A 15,811-nucleotide genomic window follows, 5' to 3' on the forward strand; every position below is an offset into this window, starting at 1 on the left:
TGTGCGTATGAGCGGATGACCCGGCCGCAGGCAACGCCCTCGTTAGTTGATTAGGTGGAATAGGGAGTGGTTGATTAGGTTCTGAGTTATTTAAAATTCCAGATATCCGCCGGTTCTATTTTAGTTGTTTTACCCGATTTTAATCGTTTTCACTTTTCTGCATCTTAGCAATAAATGTTATGCTGTAGGGGTTATTCTTATTTTTGTTCTTTTCTTTCGGGTTGAACTTTATTGGCAGATTTTTCATAATACTAACCTAAGGTTTAAATGTAGAATTAATGAAGACCTTTCGTCTCTTACCTTTCTTCTTTCACCTCCAACGAAGCGATTTCTGCCAACCTGTCACCACAGTTTATGACTTTTCTGACGCAATAATTGTCATCCTGACCATATGCCCTGCCAAACGGGTTTGGCACAAACGTTGATAAATAGGAGTTGTAGTAAATTAATAAAATCAAGAAAAAACAATCATATGTCTAAAATAATTGGAATCGACTTAGGAACAACAAACTCCTGCGTGTCTGTAATGGAAGGTAACGAACCTGTAGTTATAGCAAATAGCGAGGGAAAACGTACTACGCCATCCGTTGTAGCTTTTATTGATAACGGCGAGCGTAAAGTTGGTGATCCGGCTAAACGTCAGGCAATCACTAACCCTACAAAAACCATTTCGTCTATCAAACGCTTTATGGGTAACCAGTTTAACGAGGTTACTAACGAGGCTGCACGCGTACCTTACAAAGTGGTTAAAGGTGATAATAACACCCCACGTGTTGAAATTGGCGACCGTAAATACACTCCACAAGAGATTTCGGCCATGATTCTTCAGAAAATGAAGAAAACTGCCGAAGACTTTTTAGGAACTGAAGTTACTGAAGCCGTTATTACTGTACCTGCTTACTTTAACGATGCACAACGCCAGGCAACTAAAGAAGCCGGTGAAATTGCTGGTTTAAAAGTTCGCCGTATTATTAACGAACCTACTGCTGCTGCCTTGGCTTATGGCTTTGATAAAGCACACAAGGATATGAAAATTGCAGTTTTTGACTGCGGTGGTGGTACGCATGACGTGTCAATCCTTGAATTAGGTGACGGTGTATTTGAAGTAAAATCAACCGATGGTGATACTCACTTAGGTGGTGACGACTTTGACCAGGTAATTATTGACTGGTTAGCTGACGAATTTAAAAGTGACGAAGGTATTGATCTGCGTAAAGATCCAATGGCTTTGCAGCGTTTAAAAGAATCAGCCGAAAAAGCTAAAATTGAGTTGTCGAGTTCTGCACAAACAGAAATAAACTTGCCATACATTACCGCTGCCGATGGTATGCCTAAACACCTGGTTAAAACTTTAACCCGTGCTAAATTTGAGCAACTGGCAGATAGCCTGATTAAACGTACTATTGAGCCTTGTAAAACAGCATTGAAAAATGCAGGTTACAGCACATCAGATATCGACGAAGTTATCCTGGTAGGTGGTTCTACACGTATCCCTGCTATTCAGGAAGCTGTTCAGAAATTCTTTGGCAAAACTCCATCAAAAGGTGTTAACCCTGATGAGGTTGTAGCTATCGGTGCTGCTATTCAAGGTGGTGTATTAACAGGCGAAGTTAAAGATGTGTTGTTGTTAGATGTTACCCCGCTTTCATTAGGTATCGAAACAATGGGCGGTGTAATGACCAAATTAATTGAGTCGAACACAACTATCCCTACAAAAAAATCTGAAACTTTTTCAACGGCCAGCGATAGCCAGCCATCTGTTGAGATTCACATATTACAAGGCGAGCGCCCAATGGCTGCGGGTAACCGTACTATAGGTCGTTTCCACCTGGATGGTATTCCACCAGCACCCCGCGGTGTGCCTCAGGTTGAAGTAACTTTTGATATTGATGCCAACGGTATATTGCATGTATCTGCTAAAGATAAAGCAACGGGTAAAGAGCAAAAAATCCGCATCGAAGCTTCTTCAGGTTTAACTGATGCCGAAATTAAAAAGATGAAGGACGAAGCGGAAGCTAATGCCGATGCCGACAAAAAAGCACGTGAAGAAGTTGAAAAACTTAATGGTGCCGATGCGCTTATCTTCTCGACAGAAAAGCAACTGAAAGAGTACGGTGATAAAATTGGCGCTGATAAAAAAGCTCCTATCGAAGCTGGTTTAGCTAAGTTAAAAGAAGCTTACGCTGCTAAAAACTTTGATGCTATTGAAGCCGCTCAAACTGAACTGAACGCTGCATGGGCAACCGCATCTGAAGAGATGTACAAAGGTGCTGCCGATGGTGGTCAGCCTCAGCCAGAAGCTAACGCCGGCGCACAAGATCATGGCGACACCGTAACTGATGTTGACTTTGAAGAAGTAAAGGACGAGAAATAATATCAAGTTTCGTTTAATATATAGCAAAGCCCGGTTGAAGAAATTCAGCCGGGCTTTAGTGTTTTTATAGGAACGATGCAACCTCGGCACTATTAAAACAAACTTGACAGGTTAAATGGGTTGTATAAATGGAGAGATTCTTTGGCGCTTTATTATAGACTAATTACGAGTTATTGATAATAACTTTACCACACCAGCTTATACCCCAAACCTCTCACCGTAATAATCTGCACGTTGGGATCGGCCTTTAAATGGCTGCGAAGTTTGCTGATAAAAACATCCAGGCTGCGGGCGTTAAAAAAGCTGTCGTCGCCCCAAATTGTTTCTAACAGCATTTTGCGCGGGATTACTTCATGCTGATTTTTACAGAGCAGATTAAGGATATCACTTTCGCGGTTGGTTAGCTGCCAGTTGTTGATACCCTGCCGAACGGTATTTTTAAGCGGAGTAAAAGTGATATTGCCAATTTGGTAACTATCGTTTAATGGTTTTACCTGCCGCGCGGGCCTTAATAAACGGTTGTCGCTCAGCAAAACCTTAATGCGCACAACAAGTTCCTCCACGCTAAATGGTTTTTTCAAATAATCGTTGGCTCCCGATTCAAAACCGGCCACTACATCTTTTGGCTGCGACCGGGCGGTTAAAAAGATAATAGGCGTAATGTTGTCAGTCTCGCGTACCCTTTTAGCTACCTCAAAACCATCCATCTTGGGCATCATAATATCAAGCACCAAAATATCGGGCTTGTGGTTTTTATAGTTCGCCAGGGCTTGTTCGCCATTGGCGCATAAAGTAACGTCGAAGCCGGTTTCTTGCAAGCTTTCGCGCACTATGTGGGCCAGCGCCAATTCATCTTCGGCAAACAGGATGCGTGTTTTATCCATTTTATAAAGGTATTGATACTATAAATTCGCTGCCTGCATTTACTTCACTTTTTACGGTTACGATGCCTCCATGCGCTTCTGCAATATATTTCACATAGTTTAAGCCAAGGCCGGTACCTTTTACGTTGTGTATGTTACCGGTAGGTACACGGTAAAATTTTTCAAATATCCTGTTTAGATGAGCTGTAGGGATACCAATACCGTTATCCTGAATAGTAAATACCGCCATATTATTACTTTTGGTTAGGGTTATATTGATAATGGCAGGTTGGGCGCTATACTTCACCGCATTATCCAAAATATTGATCAATACATTTTTAAAATGCAGCTTATCGGCAGTAATATCAATTATGCCTGCTTCATTTTTATAAGTAATGGTTGTGGCCTTATCCGTTTTTGATCTTTCTGCAGTTATTAATTCATTTACAAGCGCGTCGATATTAATGTTCTCCTTAATGAGTTTAACCTCATTATTCTCAAAAGCGGCCACATCAAGCACTTTGCTCACCAACTCATTCAGCCGGGCCAATTCATTTCGGGATGTTTCCAGGTAGCGTTGTGTTTTTTCGGGATCATTTAATACATTATACTTCTGCATTCCCTCAATAGCCACGGTAATGGTAGCAATTGGTGTTTTTAGCTCATGGGTCATGTTATTGATGAAATCGTCTTTAAGCTCGCCCAGCGCTTTTTGCTGGTTTAGGGTTTTTATAATATAGTAGAAACAGAAAATAGTAAACAGCACCAACAATACCGATAACAGCAACACCGTCATCATACTTTTTAAAACTGCCCGCTGCGGGTTATAAAATCTTGCGCTGGTATATAAATGATTGAAAATATTATGGTTAAGTTCTGTAAACCCGTGGTAAAAATATGGATACTCCGTGGTTTGGCTATAGTTTGAATTTGGCTTGCTCAATGCCGCCGGGATGGTTGAAAAGCTTAATTCAAATGGCGAGTACATGTGCATTTTTTCTAATTCGGCAGTATAATAGTTATGCAGCTTTAAACTGTCGGCCTGTCTGTAATTCTTAGGCATTTCGTACATGCCGCTTTTAACAATTTGGTGATGAGCAAAAATACTGTCGCGTGGCACATTACTATGGGCCTTTAAATAGGCATCAATTTCATCGTGGTGGGTCATAATATCATCCATTTCCAATATGTTATTAATGCTATTCATAAAAGAGGGCACATAAAATGACATTTCGGTAAGCACCTCTGGTATGGTTGCCTTATGATTTATTTTTTGGCGGTAAAAATCAATGATATTATTAGTTGTGTGAAAGGGCTCGCCAAATCCGGTATGCGCTGTGGTAATCATTATCCCAACTTGTTTGTGGATGGTGTCGGCTTCGCGGAGGGTATCAAACTTGATAACAACGGATGGGTCCGAAAGCCGCTTCACCAGTACTATTCTGATTGAATCGAAGTAATCCTTTTTGCAGCCATCCAAAGCCTGCTGCATGGCTATGTCTATTTGGGTATCAAACCTTTTTTTATTTACCTGGTAGGCATTGATACTCCAATAACATTGAAATATAATGATGCCGGTTAATGATAGTACAACTAGTGCTAAGGCAATTTTAAGCTTACGTTTCATATTAAATTGATTGATGAAGGTAAAGCTAATTACACTTCAAAAAACCAAGGCAATCTGTTAACATTGCTTAACATTAAATAAGATAGCTTAAAAAAAGCAATAACGCACCTAAGGCTATTGTTTTTTAAGGGTGTAAATAAAGTTGTAGGTGCCCAGGGTTTTCGTCCATACCAGGCTATCGCCTTTGGTGCTTTGTTTAAATGTGCCGTTTAACAGCAAACTCCAGTTGAAATTGGCGGTATGGGCAAGGCTATCGGTAAAGGTTATTTCATTACCTGCTATTACGTAACTACCCCTGCTTGTTTGTGCTGCTGTGGAACCACCCTGGTAATTATTACCGCTGATAACAATTTCGGCGGTACCGTCAAGCAAGCCCGATCTATCGGTCATGGATGCTGTATTTAAACTCTTGAACGAACCTTTGTATGTTCCCTGTAATTGTTGGGGCGTAATTTTATCATCTTTACAGGCGGCTATCATAAAACAGGCAAATGAAAAAATTAAAAGGCGGTGCGCTTTCATATAATTGATTTTATTTAATTACGGTTAATTATCAGGTTGTGTTACAAGTGATTGAAAATATTAAAATTAAGCCGCACCCTTGTACATTCAATTACAAGAGCTTATCAAGTTGGCCTCCGAAATAAATTCATAACTTTGTTGTTGTTATGATGATTAGTGTGGCAACTCCCTTTAATTTACTCAACCAGGATCTGTTATTGCTGCCTCAAAAAGCCATTTACTGGCAACAGCAAAAAGCTTTAATAATAGCCGATGTGCACTTTGGTAAAGTGGGGCACTTCCGCAAAGCAGGGATAGCTGTGCCCCGTGATATGGAACAAAGCGACCTGGCCACGCTATCTGACTTGGTGCATGAGCACAAGCCCGAAAAACTCATTTTTCTTGGCGATCTGTTTCATAGCGATATGAATAACGATTGGGATTGGTTTATTCTTTGGCGCAGCCAGTTTCCGGGATTGCAAATCATCCTGATAAGGGGAAACCATGATATTATTGCCGATAGTAACTACCAAAAGCTCGACATTGAATTGCATAACGAATTATTGATTGGCCCCTTCCTGATGCTGCACCATCCCTTGCCCGACGATAAGCTGCAAAACGCGGACGGTTATGTTTTTTGCGGACACATCCACCCTGGTGTAAACCTGAGCGGTAAAGGCAGGCAAAGCATAACCTTACCCTGCTTTGCGTTTGGCAGCAGGCAGGCAATATTCCCGTCATTTGGTAAATTCACCGGTAAAATAGCCATCCACAGCCGACAGGCAGATAAAATTTTTGCCGTATTGAAAGATAAAGTAGTCGCGATAGCCTAACGCGCGTTTCATTTACAGCTTATTTTACGCCGTAATTTTTGTGTAATTATATTGTAATTTCTTAGATTGATTCTAAATAACTTTTTAGGGGTTAATAAGCCGGATGCATTTATATCTTTTGGCATATAATAGATACTTTTGCCCAAATAAATCTAATTCATAATGAGCGAAATTAAACAAACCTTTAACTCATCGCTGGGCAAAAAGCTGATCATGGCTTTAACAGGCTTGTTTTTGTGTACTTTTATTATTGTACACCTTGGGGGCAACCTGTTGCTATTTAGCAACGATAACGGTTTTGGTTTTAATGTGTATGCCAACTTTCTTACACATTTTGCACCAATTGAAGTAATTGCGTATATCCTATACCTGTCTATAGCGGTACATGCGCTTTACGCATTAATTATTACGGTTAAAAACCGCAAATCACGCCCGGTGGGTTATGCTATCCAGCCAAAATCTGATGCTACCTGGTCGTCAAAAAACATGGGCCTTTTGGGCTCAATCCTGTTGTTGTTTATCGTTATACACATGGGCGATTTTTGGTTTCGCTACCATAATGACAAGGAAATGGGCTTTAAAGAGTACCGCACCGACTTGGCAACAGGCAAAACAACCGAATCTGTTTACACACCTGTTTCGGAGGATTTTAATCATTCCGTTTCTGTTGAAAACAATGTAGAAATTGTAAGGGTAAAAGATTTGCATGCACGCGTGGTATTTAGCTTTAGCCATTTATGGTATGTAGTATTTTACGTGATTGCCATGGGTGCACTATCATTCCACCTGTTGCATGGTTTCCAGAGCGCTTTCCGCACACTGGGTTGGGTACACCGTAAATATACACCTATTGTATATGCTATTGGCACCTGGTTTTTTGCAGTAATTATCCCACTGGGCTTTGCCGCTATGCCGGTATATTACTATTTTGTAGTTAAAGGTTGATTAAGTTAAATGAGTTGATTAGGTTGATTAAGTTGAATGGTTAATTAAGTTAAATGAGTTGATTAAGTTGGAAAATAAACACCCTTTCAAACTCACTACTCAATACTCACCACTCACAACTCACCAAACCAACCACTCACTAATATAAAATATAAAAGAAATGAGTTTAGATGCTAAAATTCCAGAAGGCCCATTAGCCCAAAAATGGAGCAAGCATAAATTTGACCTGAAGCTGGTTAACCCGGCCAACAAGCGTAAATACGATATTATTGTTGTAGGTACCGGTTTGGCAGGCGCATCAGCAGCAGCCTCATTGGCCGAGCTTGGTTATAACGTAAAGGCTTTTTGTTTCCAGGATAGTCCACGCCGTGCGCACTCTATTGCAGCACAGGGTGGTATCAACGCTGCAAAAAACTATCAGAACGACGGCGACAGTGTGTTCCGTTTGTTTTATGACACTATAAAGGGTGGCGATTACCGTGCCCGTGAAGGCAACGTATACCGCCTTGCCGAAGTATCAGTAAATATCATCGACCAATGCGTAGCACAGGGTGTTCCTTTTGCACGCGAATATGGCGGCTTGCTGGATAACCGCTCATTTGGTGGTTCGCAGGTATCACGTACGTTTTATGCACGTGGCCAGACAGGGCAACAATTGCTTTTAGGCGCATACTCGGCATTGAACCGCCAGATACACGCCGGCAAGGTAAAAATGTATACCCGTACCGAAATGCTTGATGTGGTAACCATTGATGGCCATGCCAAAGGTATTGTTACCCGTAATATGATCACCGGTTCAATTGATACACATGCAGGTCATGCAGTGTTGTTGTGCACAGGGGGATACAGCAATGTTTTCTACCTGTCAACCAATGCAATCGGCTCAAACGTAACGGCTGCCTGGAGGGCTCACAAACGTGGTGCATTCTTCGGTAACCCTTGCTATACCCAAATTCACCCAACCTGTATCCCGGTAACCGGCGATCATCAGTCGAAGTTAACGCTGATGTCTGAGTCATTAAGAAATGACGGACGCGTTTGGGCGCCAAAAACAGTAGAAATTGCCGAACAGTTACGCAAAGGAACAATTAAAGCCGACCAGGTAAAAGAGGACGACCGCGATTACTTCCTGGAACGTAAATACCCTGCTTTTGGTAACCTGGTACCGCGCGACGTGGCTTCACGTAACGCCAAAGAAATGGTTGCAGAAGGTAAGGGCGTAGGAGGCTCGGGTTTCGCGGTATTCCTTGACTTTGCCGACGCCATCAAACGTTTAGGCGAGGATACTGTTAGGGCAAAATATGGTAACCTGTTTGATATGTACATACAGATTACGGATGAAAATCCATACAAACAACCAATGCGTATTTACCCGGCTGTACACTATACCATGGGTGGCCTTTGGGTTGATTATAACCTGAGCACAACCGTACCTGGTTTATATGCTTTGGGCGAATGTAACTTTAGCGACCATGGCGCCAACCGTTTGGGCGCTTCTGCTTTGATGCAGGGCTTATCTGATGGCTACTTTGTGATCCCTTTTACCCTTGGTGATTACCTGGCCAAACTTGGCCCTAAAAAGGTAGACACCACGCACCCTGCCTTCGAAGCTACTAAAAAGGACGTAATAACTTATATCAATAAATTGCTTGCTTTAAAAGGCAATAAAACTGTAAACGAGTATCACCGCGAGCTTGGCCACATTATGTGGGAATATTGCGGTATGGCCCGTACAGCAGAGGGTTTAACAAAAGCCAAAGGTTTGATCCAGGCATTGAAAGCCGATTTCTGGGTGAATGCCATTGTTACCGGTGAAAACGAAGAAGTAAACGCTTCATTGGAAAGGGCCGGCCGTATTGCCGACTTTATCGAGCTTGGCGAACTGATGGTTGATGATGCACTGATGCGTAACGAATCATGCGGTGGCCACTTCAGGGTTGAATCGCAAACGCCAGATGGTGAGGCATTGCGCGACGATGACAACTTCGCGTTTGTAGCTGCCTGGGAATTTAAAGGCGAAAACCAACCGGAAGATTTACACAAAGAACAACTGGTATTTGAAGCAGTTCATTTATCGCAACGAAATTATGCTTAGTAGCTGCGCAGTAGCAAGTATATAGTATCAAGTAGTAAGACTTAAAAACTCATACAACCAATACAACTACTTGATACTTGATACTAACTACTTGATACTAACATTTGATACAAAATCTTAAAGAGATGAGTAACGGAAATATGAACCTGACGCTGAAAGTATGGCGTCAAAAAAATGCTCAAACATCGGGCAAATTCGTGACTTACAAGGCTGAAAATATTTCGCCCGATATGTCATTTTTGGAAATGCTTGACGTTGTTAACGAAAGTTTGACCCATAAAGGCGATGAGCCAATTAACTTTGATCACGATTGCCGCGAAGGTATTTGCGGTATGTGCTCGTTATATATCAATGGCCACCCGCATGGGCCAAAGCGTGGTGTTACTACCTGCCAGCTGCACATGCGTACCTTTCATGATGGCGAAACCATCACGATTGAACCGTGGAGAGCTTCAGCATTCCCGGTTGTGAAGGATTTGGCAGTTGACCGTTCGGCGTTCGACAGGATACAGCAGGCTGGCGGTTATGTATCGGTAAATACCGGCGTAACAACCGATGGTAATGCCATCCTTATCCCGAAAGTTATTGCCGACGAGGCATTTAACTCTGCTACCTGTATTGGTTGCGGTGCCTGTGTTGCAGCATGTAAAAATGCTTCGGCGATGTTGTTTGTATCTGCAAAAGTTACCCAGCTGGGCTTGTTACCGCAAGGCCAGCCAGAGCGTTATAGCCGAGTACAATCAATGGTGGCCCAAATGGACGAAGAAGGATTTGGCAGCTGTACCAATACCGGTGCCTGCGAAGCTGAATGCCCTAAAGAGATCAAGCTTACTAACATTGCCCGCATGAACAATGATTTCTTTAGCGCTAAATTGTTCAGGGAAGAAGAAATTCATGATGTAAAACACTAGGCTGTTTTAACTTGATAATAAAACAAAAGGCCTGGAGTTTATCCGGGCCTTTTGTTTTATAAATGCAATTATTAATTTAAACGAAACAAAATTAATGAGAACGGGTTAGTAGGTAAACAATTATGATTTTTTATGAGAAAATTTACCCTACTACTGTCAATAACTATTTTGCTTTTTGGTGCCTGTAAAAAAGATTCAAACTCAATTAACAACAATACCGATACCAGCCGGAAAACCGATACCCTCTCCGGTTCCATTACTACCAGCGTAACATTGGATGCCAATAAGAACTATTATTTAAAAGGGCAGGTTTATGTTAAAAACAATGCAGTACTTACTATTCCGGCGGGCATTACCGTTTACGCCGAAAAACAGGATGCTGCCGATAAGAAAACAGTACTGGTGATAACCGAGGGGGCAAAATTAATTGTTAATGGCACAGCAGATAAACCCGTGATATTTACGTCTGCAGCTACCGCAAAATCGCCCGGCGATTGGGGCGCGATAATACTTTTAGGCAGTGCGCCTACCAACACCGGCACAGGTAATGTTGCCGGTTTGCCCGTATCCGACGACACCAAATACGGCGGTACAAATTCTGCCGATAATTCGGGCTCTATTACTTATTTGAGATTGGAATACGCAGGTGGCATAAACCCGCCCGCCGAAGACGAATGGGTTGTTGATAAAGCAAGCGGACTGTTAATGGCCAGTGTAGGCTTGGGTACAAAAGTTGATAATGTAATGGTTAAATACTCCAATGATGATGCCTTTCAATTTGTAGGCGGAACAGTAAATGCCACTCATCTTTTGGCGTACAATAACGGAGACGACGATTTTGATTTTGATCTTGGTTATACTGGCCACCTGCAATTCTTGATTTCGTATCGAACCAAGGCCTCATCTCCGGCTTTAAGGGCAAACGGGTTTGAAAGTTATAACGATGAAGTTCCAACTGCCAATGCTCCCTTAACCCGTCCGGTGGTCACAAATATGACTATTATAGGTCCGCAGGGGATGGAAACGGTAAAAACTAATTTGAACCAGGCTGTATATATGCGCAAAGGTACCAGGCTTGCTATCAGGAATTCGATTGTAGCCGAGTATCCACAGGGAGGGTTCATGGTATGCCCCAGAACAAGACCTGTGATTTTAAGTAATAATAATGCCGAATTCAGGAGTAACCTGGTACAATCAGACACGACGGCGCGTGCCTTTTCCCGCGACCTTGACTACATTGTAGTCGCCGATCCTGAATTAACGGTATTTGAAACAAATATCGTTAATAAAAACACGGTTATAATTGCGTCAACAGATTTTAAACTTAAAGCAATGTACACGGGCAGCACACCTGATCTCACCCCGTCAGAAGGCTCTCCGGCTTTAAACGGCGCTGATTTTACGGGGAATGATTTTAACAATTCATTTTTTACTAYGGTTACCTATCGCGGCGCTATTGGCACTTCAAACTGGGCGGGAGCAAGTAATTGGGCTAATTGGAAATAATAAATCTTTAACTACGTGAAACAAGATAGGGCTTCGGATAGCAACTCCGGAGCCCTTATCTTATTTTCTGGCGGTTAAAGATCCCTTAAGGGGCCATGTAGGTTGCGCGTCTGTTTCCATAAAAAAATCACTTTTATTGCCGGCCAAGGTTTGCATATAATTATGCAGCATGTTGCCGGCCTTTATAACCGCATTTTCACGACCATCTGTTTGATAACGATTATCGGTAAGCCGAATAACCTGAACCCTGGTGTTTTGCCATCTGGTGATACTGATGCTCATAAACCACGAATAATAAAAGCTATAATTTATTCGAAGTAATTCCCACTGCGTGTTATACTGATTGGTGTCCCCATTAAGTTCAACTGTGTATAATTGAAACTGCTGATCGGTTATCGTTTGCAAAGCCAGCGATGAATTATCGCCCCCACAATCGTTATACTTATCTTCATATTCCTTTTTAAGGTCGTTAAAATCAATAATGTATTCTATATACAGGTCGTGATATAGCTCATGCGTAGCAATCAGCGCCCGGCGGTTACGGGTTGCGCCATCACGGATATGCTGGCTAAAACTTAAATGGGCACGTTCTTCAATTTCGCTTTTGGTGCGGCCGCATTCGCTGCAAAACATGCCATCTTTGTATTCCTGAACATTAAACTCGTACTTTTTCCGCCTGGCGTCGATTTTTGACTTAATCTTTTCGAATTTCACTTTACACCCATCGTCGGCATTGTCGGCCAAAACAGAAGTTTGCGCCGATGCAGAGCGGTAACTTACCAGGAAAATGATAATACCTAAAATAGTTTTCATGTTCAAAAAAACCGAAAATCTTGAAACTGGATGGTTTAAATAGGGTGGGCTTTATTGTAAGCTTACTACCAATTTAAGCAGAATATTTTTGATATGTTCAAAACCGGAATATTATTTAAAAAAACAAAGGTATTGGTGCCGTCGATTATTGGGGTGTTAGGGATAAAAATGAACCCGGATTATATTGGGTGCGGCCGCCTGCCTGTGTTAGCTTGGCAATTACTTGTTTTACTGGCTGCACCTTGTTAATCAACCAACCTTTTTTCAATAAATTTTGTGGTATCGCTTTCACCTTCGCCGCCAATTTTCGTTAACTTTATCGGGAACGCGATCCTTGATATTTGAAACACAGAATCGGTGCTAAACCTATTGAAGAATATATTGAAACTCTCTGATGTAGTATCAACTGCGTTGAGGTTTGTCGTTGTTTTAGCGGGCAGCGCGCCTTTTTTCCATTTGCAATTATTGTTAGCAGAAACCAACAATAACAGTGTCACATATAACAGCCCATATTTCTTTATGATTTGAAATAACACGAAAATTGTATCAGTTGTTATGCAACAATATACTGCCTGCCACTAATATTTTAGGTGAAGATAATCAGCCATTAAAATAAGTTTTGTCAGTATAAATTGCCATATCAATACCTAAACTTTATGAAAAATGAAAAATCAATCAAAATAATCGTAAAAAATTCAAAATAATTTCCTTTTTTATCAAAAACACTTCATAAATTACATTTTTAAAAAATAACTGATTAATAATCTTTAAATCTTCACAATTTCACATGCAGGAATCAGCTTATTTTGATAAATATAACCCAATAGGTGGTGTTTGGGACGAAATGTATGGCCTGGACAACAATGTTCGTGAACATTATCGCAAGGTAATTGAATATATTTCGCAGGAGTCGGCCGACGATTTGAACAAAAAAGAGGAGCTGGCCAAACGTCTTTTTATGAGCCAGGGTATCACCTTTACGGTGTACAACAGCGGCGAGGGTATTGAAAAGATTTTCCCCTTCGACATTATTCCGCGCATTATTACCGCCAGCGAATGGGCTTTTGTAGAAAAAGGTATTAAACAGCGCCTTACCGCGCTAAACCATTTCCTGAAGGATATATACAATAACCAGTTTATTGTAAAAGATGGTATTGTGCCTATTGATATCATTTACTCGTGCCCGCACTTTTTGCGCGAGATGTACCAATTGAAGGTACCTTATGATATCTATGTGCATATCTCGGGCATCGACCTGATCCGCGACGAGGACGGTACTTTTTATGTGCTGGAGGATAATTTGCGCACCCCATCGGGCGTGAGTTACATGCTGGAAAACCGCGAAATAACCAAACGTTTATTTCCGGATTTGCTGCCCCAGTGCGGCGTACGGAGTGTTACGGAATACCCTACCATATTGTATAAAAACTTGCTGGCATTATCTCCACGGCAAATCTCAAACCCCACTATCGTGTTGTTAAGCCCGGGTATTTATAACTCGGCTTATTTTGAGCATACCACCCTGGCCCGACTGATGGGCGTTGAACTGGTGGAAGGGCGCGACCTGGTGGTAAACAACCACAAGGTTTATATGAAAACCACCACAGGCCTGCAGCAGGTAGACGTAATTTATCGCCGGGTTGATGATGAGTATTTAGATCCGCTGGTATTTAACCCCGCAAGTATGCTGGGTGTAGCAGGCATTATGGGCGCTTACCGTAAAGGTAACGTAGCCATCGTAAATGCTGTTGGTACTGGTGTGGCCGATGATAAAGCGGTTTACGTATACGTACCAGACATGATCAGGTATTACCTGAACGAAGAGCCTATACTGAAAAATGTACCCACACACCAGCTGGGGAACCCCGACGAACGGGAGCATGTTTTTAAAAACCTGAATAAAATGGTAGTTAAAAAAACCAACGGCAGCGGTGGCTACGGCATGCTGATGGGACACGCGGCATCGGAAGAGGAAATTGAAGAGTATAAAAAAGAGATACTGAAAGATCCGCGTAATTTTATAGCACAACCTACCATTAGTCTTTCGGCAGCGCCATGTTACATGCAGGGCTCGTTAAAACCACGCCGCATCGATTTAAGGCCTTACGCATTGTACGGCCCGGATGGTATTGAGATTGTACCCGGCGGACTAACCCGTGTGGCTTTAAAAGAAGGCTCATTGGTGGTAAATAGCTCGCAGGGTGGGGGCAGTAAGGATACGTGGGTGCTGGCATAAAGCCCCCAGCCCCCTGAAGGGGGAGTGAAAATAGTATAGTTGAATTTTAAATAAACATCCCCCTTATCGTTCCCCCTTCAGGGGGGTAGGGGGCTTAAAGAGCTAATATGTTAAGCAGGGTTGCAGCAAGTTTTTATTGGTTAAGCCGTTACATTGAGCGCAGCGATGGTATGCTGCGGATGCTCAAAATTAATTATGCCTCTTCGCAGGATACCGTACAGGAATTTACCTGGGAACCGGTGATCAGGATTTTTGCCGGAATTAAAGAGACGGAAATTGAAAAACTGGAGAATGACAGCCGGGCAGTTTTAAAATACATGGTTACGGGTAAAAACAACCCTAACTCGATACTGAACATTATAACCCTGGCCAGGGAAAACGCGCGTGGCGTGCAGGAGCATATCTCCAAGGATCTTTGGCAATGCCTTAACGAGTATTACCATACTGTAAAAGATTCGCGCCTGGAGCGCTCCCTACAGCGCGAGGACCCTATTGGCGTGCTTGATATATTGATAAAACAGGTAATGCTTTATTACGGTACAGCAGAAATTACGATGGAGCGTGGCGAAGGCCGCAGCTTCATGAATATTGGCAAATACCTGGAGCGGGCCATCCAGTCGGTAGATATCTTGGATACCAAATTCAGCTCGGTAAGCGATAACCCCGATTTGCTGACAGACACCACCTATTGGAAACATCTTTTACTATCATTAGGCGGATATGAACTTTATCTGAAAACCTACCGCGAGGGTTTTGAGGCAGAAAACGTTTTGGAACAGGTAGCATTGAATAACGATTTCCCCCGCTCGGTTATCTACTCGGTAAATAACATACACCGTTATTTTGACAGGTTGAAAAATGACAGTAACGTAGATACCTTCCGCGAGATGTCATTCCAGATAGGCAGGTTGCAAAGCCGGATTAAGTACAGTTCGGTAAAGAGCATCCGTGATGAAGGGCTGCATTTATTTTTAACACAAACCAGGAAAGAACTTTATGGCATTGGTAACTCATTAAACGAATATTACTTTGCAAACTCATAATCTTGATTTGAAGATTTGAGAATTTGAAGATGAATGAAAGAGCGATTTGATTGGATAGGCCGAC

Annotated in this window: 12 protein-coding genes; 8 read left to right on the forward strand and 4 right to left on the reverse strand. The window is 42.1% G+C overall.

All coding sequences use genetic code 11. The annotated features are described in order from the left end of the window. The first annotated feature begins 472 nt into the window (after positions 1 to 472). Positions 473 to 2,374, forward strand: coding sequence for a molecular chaperone DnaK (dnaK, locus tag AC1DV1_RS11925; RefSeq protein ID WP_477359182.1), 1,902 nt, complete (start codon positions 473 to 475; stop codon positions 2,372 to 2,374). 185 nt (positions 2,375 to 2,559) lie between these two features. On the opposite strand, the gene AC1DV1_RS11930 is transcribed toward dnaK, so the two are convergent. From AC1DV1_RS11930 to AC1DV1_RS11940, 3 genes are all read right to left on the reverse strand, one after another. Then, positions 2,560 to 3,258, reverse strand: a complete 699-nt coding sequence (locus AC1DV1_RS11930) for a response regulator transcription factor (RefSeq protein WP_477359185.1) — start codon at positions 3,256 to 3,258, stop codon at positions 2,560 to 2,562. A 1-nt stretch (position 3,259) separates the two neighbouring features. After that, positions 3,260 to 4,864 (reverse strand): sensor histidine kinase, encoded by a 1,605-nt coding sequence (locus AC1DV1_RS11935; protein WP_477359188.1) that lies wholly within the window; start codon positions 4,862 to 4,864, stop codon positions 3,260 to 3,262. A gap of 114 nt (positions 4,865 to 4,978) precedes the next feature. Further along, positions 4,979 to 5,386: a hypothetical protein gene (locus AC1DV1_RS11940; protein WP_477359191.1), complete on the reverse strand. Its 408-nt coding sequence runs from the start codon at positions 5,384 to 5,386 to the stop codon at positions 4,979 to 4,981. 146 nt (positions 5,387 to 5,532) lie between these two features. Between AC1DV1_RS11940 and pdeM the strand changes: the two genes are divergently transcribed. From pdeM to AC1DV1_RS11965, 5 genes are all read left to right on the forward strand, one after another. Continuing rightward, a complete protein-coding gene (pdeM, locus tag AC1DV1_RS11945) occupies positions 5,533 to 6,198 on the forward strand; it encodes a ligase-associated DNA damage response endonuclease PdeM (protein WP_477359194.1) in 666 nt (221 codons plus the stop codon). Positions 6,199 to 6,360: 162 nt separating this feature from the next. Next, a complete protein-coding gene (locus AC1DV1_RS11950; RefSeq protein WP_477359197.1) occupies positions 6,361 to 7,143 on the forward strand; it encodes a succinate dehydrogenase cytochrome b subunit in 783 nt (260 codons plus the stop codon). A gap of 160 nt (positions 7,144 to 7,303) precedes the next feature. Beyond that, a complete protein-coding gene (locus AC1DV1_RS11955; RefSeq protein ID WP_477359200.1) occupies positions 7,304 to 9,238 on the forward strand; it encodes a fumarate reductase/succinate dehydrogenase flavoprotein subunit in 1,935 nt (644 codons plus the stop codon). Between the two features lie 125 nt (positions 9,239 to 9,363). Further along, the gene (locus tag AC1DV1_RS11960; RefSeq protein ID WP_477359203.1) at positions 9,364 to 10,149 is read left to right on the forward strand and encodes a succinate dehydrogenase/fumarate reductase iron-sulfur subunit; all 786 of its coding nucleotides are present in this window, start codon (positions 9,364 to 9,366) and stop codon (positions 10,147 to 10,149) included. A gap of 132 nt (positions 10,150 to 10,281) precedes the next feature. Then, positions 10,282 to 11,655: a hypothetical protein gene (locus AC1DV1_RS11965; protein WP_477359206.1), complete on the forward strand. Its 1,374-nt coding sequence runs from the start codon at positions 10,282 to 10,284 to the stop codon at positions 11,653 to 11,655. A 60-nt stretch (positions 11,656 to 11,715) separates the two neighbouring features. Here the strand turns inward: AC1DV1_RS11965 and AC1DV1_RS11970 are convergent, their stop codons facing one another. Further along, positions 11,716 to 12,468, reverse strand: coding sequence for a hypothetical protein (locus tag AC1DV1_RS11970; RefSeq protein WP_477359209.1), 753 nt, complete (start codon positions 12,466 to 12,468; stop codon positions 11,716 to 11,718). A gap of 787 nt (positions 12,469 to 13,255) precedes the next feature. On the opposite strand from AC1DV1_RS11970, the gene AC1DV1_RS11975 reads away from it, so the two are divergent. Together AC1DV1_RS11975 and AC1DV1_RS11980 are read left to right on the forward strand one after the other, a co-directional pair. Then, positions 13,256 to 14,704: a circularly permuted type 2 ATP-grasp protein gene (locus AC1DV1_RS11975; RefSeq protein ID WP_477359212.1), complete on the forward strand. Its 1,449-nt coding sequence runs from the start codon at positions 13,256 to 13,258 to the stop codon at positions 14,702 to 14,704. A 107-nt stretch (positions 14,705 to 14,811) separates the two neighbouring features. Continuing rightward, on the forward strand, positions 14,812 to 15,747 hold the full coding sequence (locus tag AC1DV1_RS11980) for an alpha-E domain-containing protein (protein ID WP_147052910.1): 936 nt from the start codon (positions 14,812 to 14,814) through the stop codon (positions 15,745 to 15,747). Positions 15,748 to 15,811: the final 64 nt, after the last annotated feature.

The organism is Mucilaginibacter sp. P4_D1, assembly GCF_056401935.1.

What these genes read in the sequence shown, in the direction of transcription:
- AC1DV1_RS11940 (WP_477359191.1), bottom strand. Translation starts at nt 5,386, where the DNA reads ATGAAAGCGCACCGCCTTTTAATTTTTTCATTTGCCTGTTTTATGATA.
- AC1DV1_RS11935 (WP_477359188.1), bottom strand. Translation starts at nt 4,864, where the DNA reads ATGAAACGTAAGCTTAAAATTGCCTTAGCACTAGTTGTACTATCATTA.
- AC1DV1_RS11980 (WP_147052910.1), top strand. Translation starts at nt 14,812, where the DNA reads ATGTTAAGCAGGGTTGCAGCAAGTTTTTATTGGTTAAGCCGTTACATT.
- AC1DV1_RS11955 (WP_477359200.1), top strand. Translation starts at nt 7,304, where the DNA reads ATGAGTTTAGATGCTAAAATTCCAGAAGGCCCATTAGCCCAAAAATGG.
- AC1DV1_RS11975 (WP_477359212.1), top strand. Translation starts at nt 13,256, where the DNA reads ATGCAGGAATCAGCTTATTTTGATAAATATAACCCAATAGGTGGTGTT.
- dnaK (WP_477359182.1), top strand. Translation starts at nt 473, where the DNA reads ATGTCTAAAATAATTGGAATCGACTTAGGAACAACAAACTCCTGCGTG.
- pdeM (WP_477359194.1), top strand. Translation starts at nt 5,533, where the DNA reads ATGATGATTAGTGTGGCAACTCCCTTTAATTTACTCAACCAGGATCTG.
- AC1DV1_RS11960 (WP_477359203.1), top strand. Translation starts at nt 9,364, where the DNA reads ATGAGTAACGGAAATATGAACCTGACGCTGAAAGTATGGCGTCAAAAA.
- AC1DV1_RS11970 (WP_477359209.1), bottom strand. Translation starts at nt 12,468, where the DNA reads ATGAAAACTATTTTAGGTATTATCATTTTCCTGGTAAGTTACCGCTCT.
- AC1DV1_RS11950 (WP_477359197.1), top strand. Translation starts at nt 6,361, where the DNA reads ATGAGCGAAATTAAACAAACCTTTAACTCATCGCTGGGCAAAAAGCTG.
- AC1DV1_RS11930 (WP_477359185.1), bottom strand. Translation starts at nt 3,258, where the DNA reads ATGGATAAAACACGCATCCTGTTTGCCGAAGATGAATTGGCGCTGGCC.